This window comes from Streptomyces dysideae (assembly GCF_001514305.1).
Classification (GTDB): Bacteria; Actinomycetota; Actinomycetes; order Streptomycetales; family Streptomycetaceae; genus Streptomyces; species Streptomyces dysideae.
In genome coordinates, this window is record NZ_KQ949137.1 from 1 (window position 1) to 20,697 (window position 20,697).

The following is a 20,697-nucleotide window of genomic DNA, read 5'->3' on the forward strand; positions in this document are numbered from 1 at the left end:
GTGACTCTCGCACTGCCATGACAAGCGGCTGCGGCGGGCGCGCTCGCGGGGACTGGGTACGTCCAGTCGCTAGTGCCCCAACAGGCAACGCTCGCCCCGTCGCGGCGTCCGGCACGCTCCCCCACTGCCTCAAGGGCGTGGGAGGTGCCCCCACTCGCCGCACCGGCCGAAAGCCCAAGTACATCCAGTACGAGGACTTCCGGCCGGCACGCCGAGAGCACGCACCGGACGCCGCTCCTTGACGGGCAAACGCTGCCTGCCGGGGCACTGGACGTCGCGTACCGGCCGAGCTTGGTCAGCAGCAGCACTTTGGTGGTCCTGGCGACCACGGGGGTACGCCCCCTGGCGGTCACCGAAGTGTTGCTGCCGGAGGCGACGGCGCGGGCGACGCCTTCGTAACCGTGTGTTCTGCTCCCTGGTCTGAGTACTTTCATCCGCGTACTCGTTGACGCCGAGCAGTCACATCATCGCTGCCGCCCCTCCCCGACACATCAGACCGACACATCAGACCGACACATCAGAGCCACCCGAAACTGGAGTACACCCATGTCGTCAGGTAGAAGACTGTCCCGTCGTACCCTGCTGGGCGCCGCGGGCGCCGCTGCGGCCGCGACCGCACTGCCTGTGATCCCCGCGTTGTCGCCTCTGCTGGCGGAGGCGGCCGCCGCGGACCCCCAGACCAATCTCAGCAACCTGGTGAACATGCGGTTCGGCATGTTCAACCACTTCAGCCTGGGCACGTTCACCAACGAGGAGTGGGCCGCGCCCAACCAGAACCCCGCTCTGTTCGCCCCCACGGCCGTGGACTGTGCCCAGTGGGCGGCCGCCGCCGCGGCGGCGAAGATGAGCTACGGCATCCTGACGACCAAGCATCATGACGGCTTCGCCCTGTGGCCGAGCGCCTACGGCACCCAGAACGTCGCGAACAGCTCCTACAAGCAGGACGTGGTGAAGGCGTATTGCGACGCCTTCCGGGCGAAGGGGCTGAGGGTCGGGTTCTACTACTCGATATGGGACCGCACCTTCGGCGTCGAGGCGTGGGAGAGCCGGCACAAGGTGTCGGGCCTCGAGATCACCGATGCCATCCAGCCCGGCGACATGACCTTCATCCTCGGTCAGATCACCGAACTGCTCACCAACTACGGCACCATCGACATGTTCGTCACCGACGGCTACGCGTGGCAGATGGGCCAGCAGGCCGTCTCCTACCAGCGGATCCGCGAGCACGTGAAGTCGCTCCAGCCGGACATCGTCATGATCGACCACGGTGCGCTGTCGGTGCCGTTCCTCGGCGATGCGATCTACTTCGAGGAGCCGCTGGGCGTCTCGGCGCCGGCCGGGAACACCTACGCCGCCACGCAGGGACAGACGATCAGCAACGGGTGGTTCTGGCATCCGTCCACGCCGACCGAGGGCCTGATGAGCAAGGACGCGATCCTGTCCCACCTGGCGGACCTGGAACCGAAGTACACCTCGTTCATCCTCAACTGCCCGCCCAACCGCAACGGCAGGCTGGACACCAACATCGTCAACCGACTCGCCGAAGTCGGGGCGGCCTGGAGCCCCAACACCTCCAGGCCACCACTGCCGACGCAGATGCTGCGCGCCGAGCACCCCGTGACGCCCGTCAGCGCCTACGCGACCGGATTCCGCGACGGCGAGGGACCGCTCAACGCCATCGACGGGCTGAGCGACAAGGGCTACGAGACCTGCTGGTCGACGTGGGGGCTGCCCTTGGCCCTGCCTCATTCGATCACGATCGATCTGGGCGGGGTGTGGAGCAATGTCTCCACCCTGGAGTACCTGCCCAAGCAGTGGAACCGCAGCAACTCCACCGACGGCGACATCACCTCGTACACCATCTCCACCAGCACCGACGGCACGAACTTCACCCAGGTCGCCACCGGCACCTGGGCCGGCGACCGCGCCACCAAGGTGGCCGAATGGCCCGTCCGGCACGTGGGCTTCGTACGGATCCGGGCCAACGCGGCCACTGGCGGCTACGCCAACATGGGCGGCGTGAGGATCGGCGGCCGGATGGCCAAGCCGGCACTGGTGTTCACCACGCTGCCCGGCGACGGCACCGTCTACCGGCTGGTCGCCCGGCACAGCGGCAAGGTCGCCGACGTGGAGCGCGGGGGCACCGCGAACAACACCAACGTCCTTCAGTGGCCATGGCTCAACAAGGCGAACCAGAAGTGGACCTTCACCGACACCGGCGACGGCTACTACAAGATCAAGGGTGTGGGCAGCGGCAAGCTCATGGAGGTCGGGGGTCTCTCCCGCGCCGACGGCGGCAACGTCGGCATCTGGTCGGACGCCAGCGCCCCCCAGCAGCACTGGGCCGTCACGCCCACCGGTGACGGCTACTACTTCCTCATCAACCGCTACAGCGGGCTCTGCCTCGCCGTCGACGAGGGCAGCACCGCCGACGGAGGCAACGTCGAGCAGCAGCCGTACGCGTCACTGACGCGGCAGCAGTGGCAGATCATCGCCGTCTGAGATCCCGACGTCCGATGATCGTATGGGCCGTGTCGAATGACGGCGGAGCGGTCCGGATACGCACGCTCCCGCCACCCCGTGCGAACGCCTCGGGAAGGAGACCGTCGAGGCGGCCGGCCGCTCCGGATTCGTGGGCAACGCGCTCCTCGTGCCCTACCTGCTTGCCGCGGTACGCATGGTCGAGTCCGGGTCGGCCCGCGCCGAGGACATCGACCGCCGTATGGAACTCGGCTGTGCCCACCCGATGGGCCCCCTGCGCCTGCTCGACCTGATCGGCCTCGAGACCGCCCAAGCCGTCGCGGAGTCGATGTACGAGGAGTTCAAGGAGCCCCTCTACGCCCTGCCCGCGCTGCTGCGCCGCATGGTCGCCGCGGGCTGCCTCGGCCGCAAGGGCGCCGGGGGTTCTACGACTACGCCGCCTGACGGCGACCTGCCCCGCCCCGCGCCGAGTGCCGGGCGAGATTCGAGGCCGGCGGCCGACAACGCCGTCGCCCAAGAGGTAGCCGGAGAGTCGGCGGGCTGCTGTCCAAGCGGCAGCAGCCCGCGCTCGGTGACGGTCGGCGTTGATGTGCACGGCCGTGAGTCAGCTGTCGCCGTGGTGGCCCCAGGGCTCGAAGCCGGCGAAGTCGACGGGGTCGTCGTCCTCGTCCAGCCCGCACAGGCCGGGCTGACGAGCCTGTCCCGCTGCCAGGCGAGGGGCGTGTCGACCAGCCCGCCCTCCGGCGCGGGACCCTGGTCCGCGTGCCGGGGCCAGAAGATCAGCGGCCAGGCGTCGGGATCCTCGCCCTGGGGCAGCCGACCCAGTCGCCGTCGATGGAGTCGGCGAAGGGCAGAAACCCGTCGGCCTCGGGCCAGGTGCTCAGCGGATACCAGTCCGGTGACCCGTCCTTCAGTTCCTCGTACGCCTCCAGGGTCTGCCCGACGTACGCCATGAACCGCGGCGCGGCCGTCCGCGACGGCGCCTGGAGGCGCAGCCACCCGCATCCGCCCCGCCGGCATCCCGTTCGACGACCGGCTCGTCCGGTGCACGGGCGCCATCCAGCTCGTCCGTCAGGCCGCACTGTGCGCCGACCGGGAAGCCGCCCGCATCCTCGGATCCCCGCCGACAAGGCTCCCGCCGGCATCGACGACGAAAGCTGGTCGGCTGACGTGGGCCGCTCGGTTGAACCAGTCGCTCTACTTGACGCCGAAAGCTCGAATCCGTTGACACCTTCGTCGATCATTCGACGGACGCGGCCGGCTGCCGGGCACGCCGCCCACCTTCCTGCATGCCGGGTATCGCGTGGCGGACGGATCAAGCCTCAGCCCTTGACGGCCTCCGCGATCTGCAGGGCGGCCTGGGCGGGCGTGAGGTGCGTGGTGTCGATGACCTCGGCCTCGTCGTGCAGCCACGTGCGGGCCGCCTCGGCGTAGGGCTCGAGGTATTTGAGACGGAATGGGGAGGGGCCAAGAAGAGTGTCTCCCTCGATGCGCCCGCGGAGGGTGTCCTGGTCGGCGTGGAGGACGAAGTGCCTTACCGGGATGGAATGTTGGGCGAGGCCCGTGCTGATCTCGCGCCAGTACTGCTCGACCAGGACGGTCATGGGCATCACCAGGGTGCCGCCGGTGTAGTCGAGTACGCGGCGGGCGGTCTCGACGACGAGCGGCCGCCACGGCGGCCAGTGCTGGAAGTTGTCCGTCTCCGGCAGTCCGGGCGTGATGTCCATGAGCGTCTCGCCGACCTTCTCGGCGTCGAACACCCGAGAATCCGGGATCAGTGGCTGCACGAGTGCACTGGTCGTCGTCTTGCCCGCGCCGTGGGTGCCGTTGAGCCATACGATCATGGGCCCGACGCTAGCGGTGTGCGGGCCGCGGGCCGGTGCTGATCACGTCACAGAACGGGTACGGCAGAAGATCAATGCATACCCACTCACCCAGATTGCATAAACGTGCAGCGAAACGTATAGTCATGCCGTCTAGGAGGAGGATTCCATGGCGGTACGTGCGGCAGTGGCCGGAGCGAGTGGATACGCGGGCGGGGAACTGCTGCGTCTGCTCCTGGCGCACCCGGAGATCGAGATCGGTGCCCTGACCGGCAACTCCAACGCAGGTCAGAAGCTCGGCGCGCTGCAGCCGCACCTGCTGCCGCTCGCCGACCGCGTGCTGGAGCCGACCACCGCGGACGTGCTCGCCGGGCAGGGCCGGCGGCATGATGTGGTCTTCCTCGCGCTGCCGCACGGCCAGTCCGCCGCCGTCGCCGAGCAGCTCGGCCCGGACGTGCTCGTCGTCGACATGGGCGCCGACTTCCGGCTGAAGGACGCCGCCGACTGGGAGAGATTCTACGGCTCCGCGCACGCCGGCACCTGGCCGTACGGCCTTCCCGAGCTGCCCGGTGCCCGCGCCGCGCTGGAGGGGGCCAAGCGCATCGCGGTGCCGGGTTGCTACCCGACCGCCGTCTCGCTGGCCTTCTTCCCCGCGTACGCCGCCGGGCTCGCCGAGAGCGAGGCCGTGATCGTCGCGTCCTCCGGCACCTCCGGCGCGGGCAAGGCGCCCAAGCCGCATCTGCTCGGCTCCGAGGTCATGGGCTCCATGTCGCCGTACGGCGTCGGCGGCGTCCACCGGCACACCCCCGAGATGATCCAGAACCTCAGCGCCGCGGCCGGCGAGCCCGTCTCCGTCTCCTTCACACCGACCCTCGCGCCGATGTCCCGCGGCATCCTCGCCACCTGCAGCGCGAAGGCCAAGTCCGGCGTCACCGCCGAGTCGGTCCGCGCCGCCTACGAGAAGGCCTTCGCCGACGAGCCCTTCGTCCACCTCCTGCCCGAGGGACAGTGGCCCGCCACGGCGTCCGTCTACGGTTCCAACGCCGTTCAGGTGCAGGTCGCGTACGACGAGGCCGCGGGCCGCATCATCGCGATCAGCGCCATCGACAACCTGACCAAGGGCACCGCGGGCGGTGCCGTCCAGAGCATGAACATCGCCCTGGGGCTCGACGAGTCCACCGGACTTTCCACGATCGGAGTCGCACCGTGAGTGTCACGGCAGCAAAGGGATTCCAGGCGTCGGGCATCGCCGCCGGGATCAAGGAGAACGGCAACCCGGACCTGGCCCTCGTGGTCAACACCGGGCCCCGTCTGGCCGCCGCGGGCGTCTTCACCTCCAACCGTGTGAAGGCCGCGCCGGTGCTGTGGTCCGAGCAGGTCCTCAAGGGCGGTCAGGTCTCCGCCGTCATCCTCAACTCGGGTGGCGCCAACGCCTGTACGGGCCCCAAGGGCTTCCAGGACACCCACGCGACCGCCGAGAAGGTCGCCGACGTGCTCGGGCACAACGCCGCCGAGGTCGCCGTCGCCTCCACCGGACTGATCGGCCTGCTCCTCCCGATGGGCAAGCTGCTACCGGGAGTCGAGACGGCCGCCGCCCAGCTCTCCGAGCACGGCGGTGAGAAGGCCGCCATCGCCATCAAGACCACCGACTCCGTCCACAAGACGTCCGTCGTGACCAAGGACGGCTGGACCGTCGGCGGCATGGCCAAGGGCGCGGGCATGCTCGCCCCCGGCCTCGCCACCATGCTGGTCGTCCTCACCACCGACGCCGACCTCGAAGCCGACGTCCTGGACAAGGCGCTGCGCGCCGCCACCAAGGTCACCTTCGACCGCGTCGACTCCGACGGCTGCATGTCCACCAACGACACCGTGCTGCTGCTTGCCTCCGGCGCCTCCGAAGTCACCCCGGAGTACGAGGAGTTCGCCGCCGCCGTACACACCGTCTGCGACGACCTCGGCCAGCAGCTGATCCGCGACGCCGAGGGCGCCAGCAAGGACATCGAGGTCGAGGTCGTCAACGCCGCGACCGAGGACGACGCCGTCGAGGTGGGCCGCTCCATCGCCCGCAACAACCTCCTCAAGTGCGCCATCCACGGCGAGGACCCCAACTGGGGCCGTGTCCTCTCCGCGATCGGCACGACCGCCGCCGCCTTCGAGCCCGACCAGCTCAACGTCGCCATCAACGGCGTCTGGGTCTGCAAGAACGGCGGCGTCGGCGAGGACCGCGACAAGGTCGACATGCGCTACCGCGAGGTCCGCATCACGGCGGACCTCGCGGCAGGCAATGAGTCTGCGGTGATCTGGACCAATGACCTGACGGCCGACTACGTCCACGAGAACAGCGCGTACTCCTCTTGATGTGCCCGCTTGGTTGTGCGGGTCCTCGTCGTCGCCGACGAGGGTTCCTGTTTCATCGGCGGCAGCTCGCCCCGGACGAGTCCGGGATGAGTCCTACGCCGCCTCCGCAGGCCAATACCGCCCGCCCGGCGGCTGATCCGAGATCTTTCCGAAAGTCGGCTATGACGGTCAATCACTCAGAAGAGCGAAAGTCCTCAACTCGCAAGCACACCGCCCTGCCCAAGGCCCAGATCCTCATCGAGGCGCTGCCCTGGCTGGTCCGGCACAACGGCAAGACCGTCGTCGTCAAGTTCGGCGGCAACGCCATGATCGACGACGAGCTGAAGGCCGCCTTCGCACAGGACATCGTGTTCCTGCACCAGGCAGGCATCAAGCCCGTCGTCGTGCACGGCGGCGGCCCGCAGATCAGCGCCGCCCTCGACAGGCACGGCATCGTCAGCGAGTTCAAGGCGGGCCTGCGCGTCACCACCGAGGACGCCATGGACGTCGTACGCATGGTGCTCGCCGGACACGTGCAGCGCGAGCTGGTCGGGCTCCTCAACCAGCACGGGCCGCTCGCCGTCGGACTGACCGGCGAGGACGCGCACACCATCACCGCCACCAAGCACCAGCCCGAGATCGACGGCGAGTTGGTCGACATCGGGCGGGTGGGCGAGATCACCGCGATCGACACGGGCGCGATCGAGGCACTGCTCGCCGACGGCCGCATCCCGGTCGTCTCGTCGATCGCCCGCAGCCAGGACGACGGTGATGTGGGGCATGTCTACAACGTCAATGCTGATACGGCGGCTGCGGCACTCGCTGCTGCTCTGGGCGCCGAAACCCTCATGGTCCTCACGGACGTCGAGGGCCTCTACGAGGACTGGCCCAACAGCGACGAGGTGATCAGCCGCCTCACCGCTTCCCAACTGGAGAAGCTGCTGCCGGAGTTGTCGTCCGGCATGGTGCCGAAGATGGAGGGCTGTCTGCACGCCGTACGCAACGGCGTGAACACCGCCCGCGTCATCGACGGCCGGGTCCAGCACTCGATCCTGCTGGAGATCTTCACCGACGAGGGCATCGGCACGATGGTCGTGCCCGACGAGACCGAGGGGGACTCGTGAGCAACCAGGAACTGACCGCCCGATGGCAGGGCGCGCTCATGAACAACTACGGCACCCCGCGGCTGCCCCTCGTCCGCGGTGCGGGCACCAGGCTGTGGGACGCCGACGGCAAGCAGTACCTCGACTTCGTCGGCGGTATCGCGGTCAACGCGCTCGGCCACGCCCACCCCGCCATCGTCGACGCGGTCAGCACGCAGATCGCCTCCCTCGGCCATGTCTCCAACCTGTTCATCGCCGAGCCGCCGGTCGCGCTCGCCGAACGGCTCCTGACGCACTTCGGCCGCGACGGCAAGGTGTTCTTCTGCAACTCGGGCGCCGAGGCCAACGAGGGCGCGTTCAAGATCGGCCGGCTGACCGGGCGGACCCACATGGTCGCCACCGAGGGCGGCTTCCACGGCCGCACCATGGGCGCCCTCGCGCTGACCGGCCAGGCCGGCAAGCAGGACGGCTTCCACCCGCTGCCCGGCGAGGTCACCCACGTCCCGTACGGCGACGCGCAGGCGCTGGCCGCCGCGGTCGCCGAGGACACGGCCCTGGTCATCATCGAACCGGTCCAGGGCGAGAAGGGCGTCGTCGTGCCGCCGCCCGGCTACCTCAAGGCGGCCCGCGCGATCACCGCGGCGACCGGCTCGCTGCTGGTCCTGGACGAGGTGCAGACCGGAATCGGCCGCACCGGACACTGGTTCGAGTACCAGGCCCACGAGGGCGTCCTGCCCGACGTCGTCACCCTCGCGAAGGGCCTCGGCGGCGGCCTGCCCCTCGGCGCCACCGTCGCCTTCGGACGGGCCTCGGAGCTGCTGCAGCCCGGCCAGCACGGCACGACGTTCGGCGGCAACCCGATCGCCTGCGCCGCTGGACTCGCCGTCCTGGACACCATCGCGAACGAGGGCCTGCTCGAGAACGTCAAACGGCAGAGCGAGTCGCTGCGCAACGGAATCGAGTCGCTCGGGCACCCGTTGATCGCCCATGTCCGGGGCGCGGGCCTCCTCCTGGGTATCGTGCTCACCGAGCCGCTCGCACCCAAGGTGCAGCAGGCGGCTCAGGACGCCGGCTTCCTGGTGAACGCGCCCGCCCCCGATGTCGTACGGCTGATGCCACCGCTGAACCTCGGCGACGACGAGGTGGACGCCCTGCTCCGGGCGCTGCCCGGCATCCTTGACGTGGCCGACGGGGACGGATGATGCGGGAAATGAGACGACGATGAGCCAGGCGCAGGATCACGACCAGAACGCGGGGCCCGCCGTACCGCAGACCCGCACCGCGCGGCACCGCCGGATCGTGGACATCCTCAACCGGCAACCGGTGCGCTCGCAGAGCCAGCTGGCGAAGCTGCTCGCCGATGACGGGCTGAACGTCACTCAGGCGACGCTGTCCCGGGATCTGGACGAGCTGAACGCGGTGAAGATCCGTAACACCGACGGCGACCTGATCTACGCGGTGCCCAGCGAGGGGGGTTTCCGGACCCCTCGGGCGCCGTTGGGGGAGTCGGCGAAGGAAGAGCGGATGCGGAGGCTTTCGCAGGAGCTGCTGATCTCCGCGGAGGCCTCTGCGAATCTTGTGGTCCTGCGGACCCCTCCGGGGGCTGCGCAGTTCTTGGCCTCGGCCATTGATCAGGCTGAGCTGCATGACATTTTGGGGACGATTGCCGGGGACGACACGTTGTTGCTGATCAGTCGGGATCCTGTGGGGGGACAGGCGCTGGCTGAGCATTTGTTGCGGTTGGCTCAGAACGGGCACTGAAGGGGGCGGTGACTGGTGTGTGCCGGGTGCGGGTCGTGTGTGGTTGATCGCGCCCACGCGGCGGAGCCGCAAATCGAGTCAGCCCCGCGCCCCTCTGGGGCATGCAGTCACCCGAGTCGGGCAGCTAGGCCTCCTGTACAGCGCACCTCATCCCCCGCCGTGATGAGTAGTGCCTCGACCCCCGGCAGGCTCTCCAACCACCGCAAGCCCTGTCTCGAGCCCATCGCGAACGCCGCCGTCGCCCAGCAGTCGGCCCAGGTCACGTGGGGGGCCACCACCGTTACCGCCACCAGGTCGGTCACGGCGGAGCGGCCGGTGCTCGGGTCGACTATGTGGGCGCCGCGTTCCGCCGTGCCGGATGTCGCCACGGCCAGTTCGGTCAGGCCGGCCGCGGAGATCACGGCCGCCAGGCCGCCCGGGCGCAGGGGGTCGGAGACGCCCACCCGCCAGGGGCGCTGCGGGCCGGGGACGCCGAGCAGCTGGACGTCGCCGCCGCCGTTGACGCTGACGCCGGTCGCGCCGGCCTCCGCCAGGCGCCTGGCCGCGCGTTCGATGGCCCAGCCCTTGACGATTCCGGTCGGGTCGAGCCGGCCCTCGTACGACGTGCTGAACCAGCCCTCGCTCACCCGCTCCGCCTCGGCGCCCAGTTCGAGCACCTCGGCGACCTCGGGATCGCAGTCCCCGACGGTCAGGTCACCGCGTACCAGCCGGGAGATCTGGCTGTCCTCGCGGTACGTGCTGAACACGGCGTCGACCCGGTGCAGCCCGGCCACCGCCTCGTCCAGTGCCGCCTTGACCGTACGGGGATCCCCGCCGCGGACGTCGAAGGAGAAGACCGTCCCCATGACCTCCTCCGCATGACGTACCGCGGCGGGAGCTTCTGCCGACTCGGCCACCGTGTCAGCCACCGGCCTGGTCCAGGGCCGACTGCAGCGACTCCTTGTACCCGGCGCTCGTGTACGTCGCCCCGGAGATCGCGTCGATGTCCGCGCTTCCGGCCGTCACCGCCGCCTGGTTGAGCCTGGGCACGGAGTTCGAGGTGATCTGGTCGCTGCGGCCGCCGGTCGGCGTCTGGACCGCCTCGGCCTTGGTGATCTTGCCGCCGGCGACGGTGATCCGGACCTGGACGGGACCGTACTGGGTCTGCGCGACGCTGCCGGTCACGGTCTTGGCCTGCGCACTGCCCGAACCCTGCCCGGCTCCGGAGTCCTGGGAGGATCCCGCCGCCCCGGCCTTGTCGAGCGCCGACTGCAGGGACTCCTTGTAGCCGGCGCTGGTGTACGTCGCTCCGGAGACCGCGTCGATGTCCGCGCTTCCGGCCGCTACCGCCGCCTGGTTGAGCTTGGGCACGGAGTTCGAGGTGATCTGGTCGCTGCGGCCGCCGGTCGGCGTCTGGACCGCCTCGGCCTTGGTGATCTTGCCGCCGGCGACGGTGATCCGGACCTGCACGGGCCCGTACTGCGTCTGGGCCACACTGCCGGTCACGGTCTTGGCCTGCGCACTGCCCGAACCCTGCGCAGCCCCGCCGCCCGCCGCCTCGGCCTTGTCCAGGGCCGACTGCAGCGACTTCTTGTAGCCGGCGCTGGTGTACGTCGCTCCGGAGACCGCGTCGATCTCCGCGCTCTGCGCGGCCATCACGGCCTGGTTGAGCTTGGGTACGGCGTTCGCGGTGATCTGGTCGCTGCGGCCGCCCTTGGGGGCCTGCACCGCCTCGGCGTTGGTGATCTTGCCGTTGGCCATCGTGAGGCGTACCTGGACGGTGCCGTACTGGGTCTGCGTCGCATCGCCCATGACCGTGCCGGCCTGCGCCTGCGAGCTGCCGCCCTGCGGCGACTCCTGGGCCGCGGCCGACTGCTCCGGGGCCGCGCCGCCCGCCGCCTGTGCGGAGCCCGGGTCGGACGCCGGCTTCAGCGACAGCAGCAGCACGACGCCGGACACGGTGGCGGCGCCGGCCAGCACTACACGCCGGATGGGATGACTCTTCCTCATCGCTACTACAGCTCCTGAAGTCTGATGTCCCGTCGCTCACATCTCGAACGACTCGTGATGGATGCGGCGGGCGGGCACACCCGCGCCGCGCAGTGCTTCGTACACGTTCTGCGCGAAGCCGGCCGGCCCGCACATGAACACGTCGTGCTTGTCGATGTCCGGCAGCTTCTGCCGCAGCCGGTCCGCCGAGATGTCGGGGCGTTCCCCGTCCGGGCTGTTGACCGCGTACATCAGCCGGGCGCCGCGCTCCTCGGCGATGGCGGCCAGCTCGTCCCACAGCGCCAGGTCCTGGGTGCTGTTGGCCCGGTAGAGCAGGGTGATGTCACCGGCCGCGCCCGGCAGCGTCTCGAACAGTGCCCGCATCGGCGTGATGCCGACGCCGCCCGCGACCAGCAGCACCTTGCCGCGGCTGCGGCGCTGGGCGGTCAGGGCGCCGTACGGGCCCTCGGCCCACACCCGGGTGCCCGGCTTCAGGCCGCGCAGCATCGAACTGTGGTCGCCGATCGCCTTCACCGTGATGCGGAGCATGTCGGGACGGGGCGCCGCCGACAGCGAGTACGGGTGGGAGCTGAACCGCAAGCCCGGCGCCAGGAACCGCCACCGGAAGAACTGCCCGGCCTCCGCGCCCATCCGGTGCAGCTTCCGCCCGCCGATGAGCACCGACACGATGCCCGGCGTCTCCTCGATGACCGCCTCGACGTGCATACGGTGCCGCATGTTCAGCCGGATCGGGGTGAGGACGCGGTACCAGAGCAGCAGCGCGGTGACGGTGCCGTAGAGCGCGTACCAGGCGGTCTTGGCGGCTGGTTCGACGGCGAACTCGTTGCCGGTGGTGATCTGGTGCCAGAACGTCAGGAACACGGACGCGTACGTCAGCAGGTGCACGTGGTACCAGGTGTCGTACGGAATCCTGCGGCGGACACCGCCGATCGAGATCAGCCCGATGAGGAACAGCAGACCGGTGCCGATGGCGGCCTTGCCCATGTCCGGCAGCTGGTTGATGGAGTCCATCGTCTGCTGGACGATCGCGCCGAGTCCCTTGCCCGCCTGGAGGGCGTAGCCCCACATGGTGAGGAAGACGTGGGCGATGACCAGGCAGAGCGTGTAGCGGCCGCTCATCGCGTGCCAGCGGGCGACCCGGTCGGAGCCGACCCGGCGTTCCAGGGCGGGCACCCGGGCCATCTGGAGCACGACGAGCGCCATCAGATAGCCGGCCAACAGGCCGGTGATACGACCGGCGTTGAGGATCTTGCTGGTGTCGTCGGCGATCGACGGGGTGTTGGCCCACCACAACCACAGCACACCGGCCGCGCCGGCCCAGACGGCGAGCAGCAGGACGGTCGCCGGGGAGCGGCGCGGGCGGATGCGGCGCATCGTCTGGCGGCGGGCGGCACGGCCGCCTGCGAGCGTGGTGGTCACGGTTCCTCCGGGGACGGGAGCAAGGGGGTTGGCGTGGTCCCTTGGCCCAGAGATACGCGTGGGGAGGCCGGTGTGTTCAGCCGTACGAACTCGTAACGCTCAGACCGTGGACGGCGGTAGCGGCAGCGGCAGACCGGGCAGTCCGTCCAGGCTCGTGGCGACGTGGTCCTTCTTGGTGAAGTAGTCGCTGAGTGAGGCGTCGTCCTCGCGCGCGAAGCGCTTGCCGTGCAGGTCGCGGTCCTCGTCGTACGTCATGAAGGGCACCGCGTAGCCGCAGGTGTCGCGGACGAGTTCGGCCCGCACCACGATGATCGCGCGCAGGCCGTGCGGGCTCGGATCGATGTCCGGGAAGTGGGGGAGGAGCTCCTTGAAGCGTGGGTCGTCACGGAAGACCGGCTCGCCGCGGCCGTGCACCCGGACGATGTTGGGCGGGCCCTGGAAGGCGCACCACATGAGGGTGATGCGGCCGTTCTCCCGCAGATGCGCGATGGTCTCCGCGTTGGACCCCGCGAAGTCCAGGTAGGCCACGGTGAGTTCGTCGATCACCGCGAAGGAGCCCTTGAGGCCCTTGGGGGAGAGGTTGACCGTGCCGTCGCCGGAGAGGGGCGCGGTCGCGGTGAAGAAAAGAGGCTGCGCCTCGATGAAGGTACGCAGCCTGCCGTCTATGCGCTCATAGGTCTTTCCCATGTCCAACGATTATGGGGGCGCTTCTTTCGCCTGTCTAAGGAATTGCCTGATCCGCTCCACTGCCTGGACACGACCATGGCCGCCCCGGCCGGCGTTCACACGGGGCGGCCACGGCGCCTGTCACGTCACTTGGTGAGCGTGCAGGCGGCCAGGGAATCCAGGCCCTGGGGCTTGGCGGCGGTGCGGCCGATGGCGGTGGCGATGCGGTTGATGGTGGCGACGCGCTTGTCCTTGAGGGGGCCGACGATGGCGTTCTGGACGAAGTTGGGGCCGCCCTGGCCGACGGTGTCGACGAGGCGCTTGTTGGCTTCCTGGATCTGGGTGTTGAGGAGGGCCAGGTTGCGGTCGACCTCGGCCTTGGCGGAGGCCGGGATCGCGGGCAGCTTCGACTTCACGTCGGGGCAGCTGATCGTGCCGACCGCGCCGGCGTTCCCGGCGTTCCCGTTGTTGCCTGTGTTGCCTGTGTTGCCTGTGTTTCCGCCGGCCTGCGGCTTGGCGGTCGGGCTGGGCGCGGTCTGGCCGGCGCCCGCGTTGGTCCCGCTCGCGTTGAGGGTGCACGGCGCGAGCGCGTCCAGGCCCTGGGGCTTGGCGGCGGTGCGGCCGATGGCGGTGGCGATGCGGTTGATGGTGGCGACGCGCTTGTCCTTGAGGGGGCCGACGATGGCGTTCTGGACGAAGTTGGGGCCGCCCTGGCCGACGGTGTCGACGAGGCGCTTGTTGGCTTCCTGGATCTGGGTGTTGAGGAGGGCCAGGTTGCGGTCGACCTCGGCCTTGGCGGAGGCCGGGATCGCGGGCAGCTTCGACTTCACGTCGGGGCAGCTGATCGTGCCGGGGCTCGCCAGCGTCCGGGCGTTGGTGCTGTTGCTGCTGGGCGTCTCCCCGGCGAGGGCGGTGGTGGCGATCACCGCGCCGGACAGTGCCACCGCCGCTGCGCCGCCGATGAACGCGACGCGACGCTTGTTGTACTTCGGAAGAGCCCTGGACATGCGGATGCCTCACTCGGGTCGGGATGTCGTCGTTTTACAAACGCGGCGCCTGCGTTCGGCGAGAGGTACGGGAAAGCGGTTTCGTCCGTTCAACTCCTTCACAGATTGACGAATCATGCAGAGCGCTGCATACTCATGCAGGACAGGGAATGCAGTGTGAGGAGAAACCCGTGACCGAGCGCGTCGTACTCGCCTATTCGGGCGGTCTGGACACCTCCGTCGCCATCGGCTGGATCGCCGAGGAGACGGGCGCCGAGGTCATCGCCGTCGCGGTCGACGTCGGCCAGGGCGGCGAGGACCTGGACGTCATCCGCAAGCGCGCCCTCGCGTGCGGCGCCGTGGAGGCCGAGGTGGCCGACGCCAAGGACGAGTTCGCCGACGAGTACTGCCTCCCGGCGATCAAGGCCAACGCCCTCTACATGGACCGCTATCCGCTGGTCTCCGCGCTCTCCCGGCCGACGATCGTCAAGCACCTCGTCGCCGCCGCCCAGAAGCACGGCGCCACGACCGTCGCCCACGGCTGCACCGGCAAGGGCAACGACCAGGTCCGCTTCGAGGCCGGCATCGTCGCCCTCGCCCCCGACCTGAAGTGCATCGCCCCGGTCCGCGACTACGCGATGACCCGGGACAAGGCGATCGCCTTCTGCGAGGCGAAGGGCCTGCCGATCGCCACCACCAAGAAGTCGCCGTACTCCATCGACCAGAACGTCTTCGGGCGCGCCGTCGAGACCGGCTTCCTGGAGGACATCTGGAACGCCCCGATCGAGGACGTCTACGAGTACACGCAGAACCCGGCCGTTCCACGCGACGCCGACGAGGTGATCATCACCTTCAGGCAGGGCGTCCCGGTCGCGATCGACGGCAAGCCCGTCACCGTCCTGCAGGCCGTCCAGCAGCTCAACGAGCGCGCCGGTGCCCAGGGCATCGGCCGGATCGACATGGTCGAGGACCGCCTCGTCGGCATCAAGTCCCGCGAGGTGTACGAGGCCCCGGGCGCGATCGCACTGATCACGGCCCACCAGGAGCTGGAGAACGTCACCGTCGAGCGCGAACTCGCCCGCTACAAGCGGCAGGTCGAGCAGCGCTGGGGCGAACTGGTCTACGACGGCCAGTGGTTCTCCCCGCTCAAGCGCGCCCTGGACGGCTTCATCGACGAGGCCAACCAGCACGTCAACGGCGACATCCGGATGACCCTGCACGGCGGCCGCGCGGTCGTCACCGGCCGGCGCTCCGAGTCGTCGCTGTACGACTTCAACCTGGCGACGTACGACACGGGCGACACGTTCGACCAGGCCGCGGCCAAGGGTTTCATCGACATCTACAGCCTGTCGTCGAAGATCGCCGCCAAGCGTGACCTGAGCTGAGGCGCCGGGGCGCCTGAGACGCACTAGCCTGACGACCGCCTCCCCGTTTCACGCCACGGGGAGGCGGTGCCACATCCAGACCCTCCTGAGGAGCACAGCAAGTGAGCAGCAACAGCGGTGACGTACGGCTCTGGGGCGCCCGTTTCGCCGACGGTCCCGCCGAGGCCCTGGCCAAGCTGTCCGCGTCCGTCCACTTCGACTGGCGGCTGGCGCCGTACGACATCGCCGGCTCGCGTGCCCACGCGCGCGTGCTGCACAAGGCGGGGCTGCTCACGGAGGACGAGCTGGCCCGGATGATCGCCGGCCTCGACCAGCTCGCTGCGGATGTCGCCGACGGCACCTTTGTGGGCACCATCGCCGACGAGGACTGCCACACCGCTCTGGAGCGCGGCCTGCTGGAGCGCCTCGGTCCCGACCTCGGCGGCAAGCTGCGCGCGGGCCGCTCCCGCAACGACCAGGTCGCGACCCTGTTCCGCATGTACCTGCGGGACCACGCCCGGATCATCGGCGGCCTGATCGCCGACCTCCAGGACGCGCTGATCGGCCTGGCGGAGGCCCACCCGGACGTGGCGATGCCCGGCCGCACCCACCTCCAGCACGCCCAGCCGGTGCTCTTCGCGCACCACGTCCTGGCCCACGTCCAGTCCCTGTCCCGGGACGCCGAGCGGCTGCGCCAGTGGGACGAGCGGACGGCGGTGTCGCCGTACGGCGCGGGCGCCCTCGCCGGCTCCTCCCTCGGCCTGGACCCGGAGGCGGTGGCGAAGGACCTCGGCTTTGAACACGGCAGCTCGGCCAACTCGATCGACGGCACGGCGTCCCGCGACTTCGTGGCGGAGTTCGCCTTCATCACGGCGATGATCGGGGTCAACCTGTCCCGTATCGCCGAGGAGATCATCATCTGGAACACGAAGGAGTTCTCCTTCGTGACCCTGCACGACGCGTTCTCGACGGGCTCGTCGATCATGCCGCAGAAGAAGAACCCGGACATCGCGGAGCTCGCGCGCGGCAAGAGCGGCCGACTGATCGGCAACCTGACGGGCCTGATGGCCACGCTCAAGGCCCTGCCCCTGGCCTACAACCGCGACCTCCAGGAGGACAAGGAGCCGGTCTTCGACTCCTGCGACCAGTTGGAGGTCCTCCTCCCCGCCTTCACCGGCATGATGGTGACCCTCACCGTCAACCGCGAGCGCATGGAGGAACTGGCCCCCGCCGGCTTTTCCCTCGCCACCGACATCGCCGAGTGGCTGGTCAAGCAGGGCGTGCCCTTCCGCGTCGCGCACGAGGTCGCCGGCGAGTGCGTCAAGGTCGCCGAGGCCGAGGGCAAGGAACTGGACGACCTCACGGACGAGCAGTTCGTGAAGATCTCCGCCCACCTGACCCCCGAGGTCCGCTCGGTCCTCAACGTCCCCGGTGCCCTCGCGTCCCGCAACGGCCGCGGGGGTACGGCGCCGAGTGCGGTCGCCGTGCAGCTGACCGAGGTGAAGGTGGACGTAGCGGCTCAGCATGAGTGGGCTACGGCGAAGGGGAATCGGTAGGGATCCCGGCCGCTCCCAGGGTGTTTTCTCAGCCCGTCCGGCGTTTGAGGACAAGGCCCTTCAAGGGCCGGAACGGGGTCTGGGGGCGCAGCCCCCAGCGGGGTCGAAGGGGCGGAGTCCCTGGGGATGGGACGGGTAGGGGCGGCGGGGGCGAGAAACCCACGGCGCTCCCAAGCGCCCGCACGTGAAGCGATCGCATCGCGGGTTACGTTGGTCATGAGCCGTAAGGAGCCGACCGAACGGAGCCCACGATGCCCTTCGCCCGACTGGCCTCAGCTACGACCCCCACCTGCCACATCGGCCTGGGTCTCGCCGCCGTCGGCCGCCCCGGCTACATCAACCTCGGCCGCGACACCGACCTCCCGCCCGACCGCACCGTCACCGCCCTCAGCGACCGCACCCACGAACTCCTCGACGCCGCCTACGCCCAGGGCGTCCGCTACTTCGACGCCGCCCGCTCCTACGGCCGCTCCGAGGAGTTCCTCGCCGACTGGCTGAACGCCCGCCCCGACGTCGACGACATCGTCGTAGGCAGCAAATGGGGCTACACCTACACCGCCGCCTGGGCCACGGACGCCGAGCAGCACGAGGTCAAGGACCACAGCCTCCAGGCGTACGAACGCCAGCGCGCCGAGACCGACGCCCTGCTCGGCGACCGTCTCGACCTCTACCAGATCCACTCGGTGACCCCGGACAGCCCGGCCCTCACCGACAAGGACCTCCACACCAGGCTCGCCGAAGCCGCCGCCGGTGGCCTGACCATCGGCTTCTCCACCAGCGGCCCCGCACAGGCCGACGCGATCCGCGCCGCCCTCGCGGTGACCGTGGACGGCGAGCCCCTCTTCCGTACCGTCCAGTCGACGTACAACGCCCTGGACACCTCGGCCGCCCCCGCCCTCGCCGAGGCCCACGAGGCCGGCCTCACGGTGATCGTCAAGGAGGCCATGGCCAACGGGCGCCTCGCCGACCCGCACGCGCCGGATGCCCTGAAGGCCGTGGCGGCGGAGACCGGCCTCGGCTGCGACGCGGTCGCCCTCGCGCTGGTGCTGCGCCAGCCCTGGGCGGGCGTCGTCCTGTCCGGCGCCGCGACCGTCACCCAGCTCGCCTCCAACCTGCACGCCCCGGTCGTCGACCTGGACGAGGACCAGCTGGAACGGCTCGCCGCGCTCGTGGAGGAGCCGGGCGCGTACTGGGAGCAGCGCGGTCAGCTGCCCTGGCACTGAGACGCACTGAGACGCACTGGCCCCGGTAAGTCGCCGGCCGTGAGACCTCCATGCCCTGAATGAGACATGCGTGTCTCACGTGGTCTAGAGTTGTCTCATGGCCGTCGACCGTGACCAAGTACTCCGCAGCGCCGCCGCCCTGCTGACCCGCAAATCCACCGCGACCATGGACGAGGTCGCCAAGGCCGCCGGAATCAGCCGGGCCACACTGCACCGGCAGTTCGCCGGCCGCGACGCGCTCGTGCGGGCGCTGGAGGCGCTCGGCATCGCGGAGTGCGAGGCCGCCCTCGACGCCGCCCGCCTCGACGAGGGGCCGGCGCGCGACGCCGTACGCCGGCTCGTCCGCGAGCTCGAGCCCGCCGCCGCACTGCTCGCCTTCCTCTACACCGAGAACCAGCTGTTCGAGGGCGAGGAACAGAACGCGGGCTGGACCCGGATCGACGAGCGCATCGCCGGCCTGTTCCGGCGCGGCCAACGGACCGGCGAGTTCCGCATCGACCTCACCCCGCCCTGGCTCACCGAGGCGCTCTTCGGCCTGCTGGCCTCCGGAGCCTGGGCGGTGTCCGAGGGCAGGGTCGCTCGCAACGACTTCACCCACATGATCGTCGAGCTGCTGCTCGGCGGCGCACTACGGAGAGAGGAATCATGACCAGCACCCTGCAGCCGGCGTCCACGACCGAGGCGGTGAAGCGCCCGGGCCGCTGGCTCGCGCTCTCCGTCCTCGTGCTCGCCGTGCTGCTGGTGGCCGTCGACGCGACCGTCCTCGGTCTCGCGACCCCCTACATGAGCGAGGACCTGAAGCCCTCCGGCACCCAGCTCCTCTGGATCGGCGACGTCTACTCCTTCGTCATCGCCGGCCTGCTCGTCTCCATGGGCAGCCTCGGCGACCGCATCGGCCGCAAGCGGATCCTGCTCATCGGCGCGACGGCGTTCGGCGCGATATCCGTCCTGAACGCCTACGCGACGACACCGGAGCTGATGATCCTGGCCCGGGCCCTGCTCGGCGTCGCGGGCGCGACGCTCATGCCCGCCACGCTCGCCCTGATCCGCAACCTCTTCCACGACCCGCGCGAACGCAGCCTCGCCGTCGGCATCTGGGGTGCCACCGCCTCCGCCGGTACGGCCGTCGGCCCGATCGTCGGCGGGTTCCTGCTCGAACACTTCTGGTGGGGCTCGGTCTTCCTGATCAACCTGCCCGTGATGGCGGTCCTCGTCCTCGTCGGCATCAAGCTCCTGCCCGAATCGCGGAACCCGCGTCCCGGCCCGTGGGACCTGCTCAGCGTCGTACTGTCGCTCGTCGGCATGGTCGGCATCGTGTACGCCGTCAAGGAGGCCGCCACGCACGGCCTCACGTGGGACGCGGCCACCGTGGGCCTGCTCGGCGCCGCCGCGCTCCACGCCTTCGTACGCCGCCAGCTCACCCTGCCGACCCCGCTGCTGGACATGCGGCTGTTCCGCAACCGCGGTTTCAGCGGTGCGGTGCTCGCGGACCTGTTGACCATCCTCGGCCTGTCGGGCCTGGTCTTCTTCCTCTCCCAGTACCTGCAACTCGTACAGGGCAGAGGCCCGCTCGAGGCCGGGCTCGCCGAACTGCCCGCCGCCGTAGGTGCGGTGGCGGCAGGTCTGGCCGCCGGCCGCGCTGCCCGCCGCTACTCGGTACGGGCCGTGGTCTCCGGCGGCCTCGCGGCGATCGGCCTCGCCCTGGCCGCGCTGACGGTCATCGACCAGTCGACCGGTTACCCCCTGCTGGGTGACCTGGCGCACGAGGTGATCGCCCACCGCCTCGTCCTCTCCTTCGACGCGCTCGCCGACGGCATCGGCCCTGGCGAGATCGTCGACGAGGTCCTCGCGGCCGCGGAGCAGACCCGGATCAGTCCCCGCCAGGCCGCCGAGGAGGCCGCGGCATGACCCCCACCCTCCGCGAACTCACCCCCGAACAGGCCCTGAAACACCTGGAGCTGCTCTTCACCCGGCATCCGAACGGTCTCC

At 69.9% G+C, this 20,697-nt stretch carries 18 protein-coding genes and 1 pseudogene; 12 read left to right on the plus strand and 7 right to left on the minus strand.

The features are described from left to right. Positions 1-546 precede the first annotated feature (546 nt). On the plus strand, positions 547-2,502 hold the full coding sequence (locus AQJ91_RS46400) for an alpha-L-fucosidase (RefSeq protein WP_067035798.1): 1,956 nt from the start codon (positions 547-549) through the stop codon (positions 2,500-2,502). 82 nt (positions 2,503-2,584) lie between these two features. Continuing rightward, positions 2,585-2,925: pseudogene (locus tag AQJ91_RS51465) on the plus strand (3-hydroxyacyl-CoA dehydrogenase family protein); the annotation flags it as partial. Positions 2,926-3,260: 335 nt separating this feature from the next. On the opposite strand, the gene AQJ91_RS54215 reads toward AQJ91_RS51465, so the two are convergent. Continuing rightward, complete coding sequence (locus AQJ91_RS54215; RefSeq protein ID WP_159054822.1) at positions 3,261-3,434, minus strand: hypothetical protein; 174 nt, start codon at positions 3,432-3,434, stop codon at positions 3,261-3,263. A gap of 369 nt (positions 3,435-3,803) precedes the next feature. Further along, the gene (locus AQJ91_RS46405; protein ID WP_067035801.1) at positions 3,804-4,325 is read right to left on the minus strand and encodes a P-loop nucleotide/nucleoside kinase family protein; all 522 of its coding nucleotides are present in this window, start codon (positions 4,323-4,325) and stop codon (positions 3,804-3,806) included. 148 nt (positions 4,326-4,473) lie between these two features. Here AQJ91_RS46405 and argC point away from each other — a divergent pair, with 148 nt between their 5' ends. From argC to AQJ91_RS46430, 5 genes are all read left to right on the plus strand, one after another. Continuing rightward, positions 4,474-5,514, plus strand: a complete 1,041-nt coding sequence (argC, locus tag AQJ91_RS46410; protein ID WP_067035804.1) for an N-acetyl-gamma-glutamyl-phosphate reductase — start codon at positions 4,474-4,476, stop codon at positions 5,512-5,514. Then, positions 5,511-6,662, plus strand: coding sequence for a bifunctional glutamate N-acetyltransferase/amino-acid acetyltransferase ArgJ (gene argJ, locus AQJ91_RS46415; RefSeq protein ID WP_067035807.1), 1,152 nt, complete (start codon positions 5,511-5,513; stop codon positions 6,660-6,662). The genes argC and argJ overlap by 4 nt, the downstream gene beginning before the upstream one ends. 161 nt (positions 6,663-6,823) lie before the next feature. Then, positions 6,824-7,765, plus strand: coding sequence for an acetylglutamate kinase (gene argB, locus AQJ91_RS46420; protein WP_067035810.1), 942 nt, complete (start codon positions 6,824-6,826; stop codon positions 7,763-7,765). Beyond that, a complete protein-coding gene (locus AQJ91_RS46425; RefSeq protein WP_067035813.1) occupies positions 7,762-8,946 on the plus strand; it encodes an acetylornithine transaminase in 1,185 nt (394 codons plus the stop codon). Before argB ends, AQJ91_RS46425 begins: the two co-directional genes overlap by 4 nt. A gap of 19 nt (positions 8,947-8,965) precedes the next feature. Continuing rightward, positions 8,966-9,505: an arginine repressor gene (locus tag AQJ91_RS46430; protein ID WP_067035816.1), complete on the plus strand. Its 540-nt coding sequence runs from the start codon at positions 8,966-8,968 to the stop codon at positions 9,503-9,505. A gap of 107 nt (positions 9,506-9,612) precedes the next feature. On the opposite strand, the gene AQJ91_RS46435 is transcribed toward AQJ91_RS46430, so the two are convergent. The 5 genes from AQJ91_RS46435 to AQJ91_RS46455 all read right to left on the minus strand — a co-directional run bounded on the left by AQJ91_RS46435 (position 9,613) and on the right by AQJ91_RS46455 (position 14,586). Then, on the minus strand, positions 9,613-10,413 hold the full coding sequence (locus AQJ91_RS46435) for an FAD:protein FMN transferase (RefSeq protein ID WP_234383448.1): 801 nt from the start codon (positions 10,411-10,413) through the stop codon (positions 9,613-9,615). Beyond that, entirely contained in the window at positions 10,406-11,494 is a 1,089-nt protein-coding gene (locus AQJ91_RS46440) for an FMN-binding protein (protein WP_067035819.1), read from the minus strand. The genes AQJ91_RS46435 and AQJ91_RS46440 overlap by 8 nt, the downstream gene beginning before the upstream one ends. Positions 11,495-11,530: 36 nt before the next feature. Then, positions 11,531-12,913, minus strand: coding sequence for a ferredoxin reductase family protein (locus AQJ91_RS46445; protein WP_067035822.1), 1,383 nt, complete (start codon positions 12,911-12,913; stop codon positions 11,531-11,533). 99 nt (positions 12,914-13,012) lie between these two features. Further along, complete coding sequence (locus tag AQJ91_RS46450) at positions 13,013-13,600, minus strand: pyridoxamine 5'-phosphate oxidase family protein (RefSeq protein ID WP_067035825.1); 588 nt, start codon at positions 13,598-13,600, stop codon at positions 13,013-13,015. Positions 13,601-13,725: 125 nt separating this feature from the next. Then, complete coding sequence (locus AQJ91_RS46455; protein ID WP_067035828.1) at positions 13,726-14,586, minus strand: hypothetical protein; 861 nt, start codon at positions 14,584-14,586, stop codon at positions 13,726-13,728. A 170-nt stretch (positions 14,587-14,756) separates the two neighbouring features. On the opposite strand from AQJ91_RS46455, the gene AQJ91_RS46460 reads away from it, so the two are divergent. The 5 genes from AQJ91_RS46460 (at position 14,757) to AQJ91_RS46480 (ending at position 20,616) form a co-directional block, all read left to right on the plus strand. Next, complete coding sequence (locus AQJ91_RS46460) at positions 14,757-15,950, plus strand: argininosuccinate synthase (protein ID WP_199848208.1); 1,194 nt, start codon at positions 14,757-14,759, stop codon at positions 15,948-15,950. A 101-nt stretch (positions 15,951-16,051) separates the two neighbouring features. Next, entirely contained in the window at positions 16,052-17,485 is a 1,434-nt protein-coding gene (argH, locus tag AQJ91_RS46465) for an argininosuccinate lyase (protein ID WP_067035834.1), read from the plus strand. A gap of 251 nt (positions 17,486-17,736) precedes the next feature. After that, positions 17,737-18,708: an aldo/keto reductase gene (locus AQJ91_RS46470; RefSeq protein WP_067035837.1), complete on the plus strand. Its 972-nt coding sequence runs from the start codon at positions 17,737-17,739 to the stop codon at positions 18,706-18,708. Positions 18,709-18,805: 97 nt separating this feature from the next. Further along, positions 18,806-19,357: a TetR/AcrR family transcriptional regulator gene (locus tag AQJ91_RS46475; RefSeq protein WP_067035840.1), complete on the plus strand. Its 552-nt coding sequence runs from the start codon at positions 18,806-18,808 to the stop codon at positions 19,355-19,357. Continuing rightward, the gene (locus tag AQJ91_RS46480; RefSeq protein ID WP_407697057.1) at positions 19,354-20,616 is read left to right on the plus strand and encodes an MFS transporter; all 1,263 of its coding nucleotides are present in this window, start codon (positions 19,354-19,356) and stop codon (positions 20,614-20,616) included. Before AQJ91_RS46475 ends, AQJ91_RS46480 begins: the two co-directional genes overlap by 4 nt. Positions 20,617-20,697 lie beyond the last annotated feature (81 nt).

Excerpts from the sequence above, each read along its gene's own strand:
- AQJ91_RS46400 (WP_067035798.1), top strand. The coding sequence starts at position 547 with ATGTCGTCAGGTAGAAGACTGTCCCGTCGTACCCTGCTGGGCGCCGCG.
- AQJ91_RS54215 (WP_159054822.1), bottom strand. The coding sequence starts at position 3,434 with ATGGCGTACGTCGGGCAGACCCTGGAGGCGTACGAGGAACTGAAGGAC.
- AQJ91_RS46405 (WP_067035801.1), bottom strand. The coding sequence starts at position 4,325 with ATGATCGTATGGCTCAACGGCACCCACGGCGCGGGCAAGACGACGACC.
- argC (WP_067035804.1), top strand. The coding sequence starts at position 4,474 with ATGGCGGTACGTGCGGCAGTGGCCGGAGCGAGTGGATACGCGGGCGGG.
- argB (WP_067035810.1), top strand. The coding sequence starts at position 6,824 with ATGACGGTCAATCACTCAGAAGAGCGAAAGTCCTCAACTCGCAAGCAC.
- AQJ91_RS46430 (WP_067035816.1), top strand. The coding sequence starts at position 8,966 with ATGAGCCAGGCGCAGGATCACGACCAGAACGCGGGGCCCGCCGTACCG.
- AQJ91_RS46440 (WP_067035819.1), bottom strand. The coding sequence starts at position 11,494 with ATGAGGAAGAGTCATCCCATCCGGCGTGTAGTGCTGGCCGGCGCCGCC.
- AQJ91_RS46450 (WP_067035825.1), bottom strand. The coding sequence starts at position 13,600 with ATGGGAAAGACCTATGAGCGCATAGACGGCAGGCTGCGTACCTTCATC.
- AQJ91_RS46455 (WP_067035828.1), bottom strand. The coding sequence starts at position 14,586 with ATGTCCAGGGCTCTTCCGAAGTACAACAAGCGTCGCGTCGCGTTCATC.
- AQJ91_RS46470 (WP_067035837.1), top strand. The coding sequence starts at position 17,737 with ATGCCCTTCGCCCGACTGGCCTCAGCTACGACCCCCACCTGCCACATC.
- AQJ91_RS46475 (WP_067035840.1), top strand. The coding sequence starts at position 18,806 with ATGGCCGTCGACCGTGACCAAGTACTCCGCAGCGCCGCCGCCCTGCTG.
- AQJ91_RS46480 (WP_407697057.1), top strand. The coding sequence starts at position 19,354 with ATGACCAGCACCCTGCAGCCGGCGTCCACGACCGAGGCGGTGAAGCGC.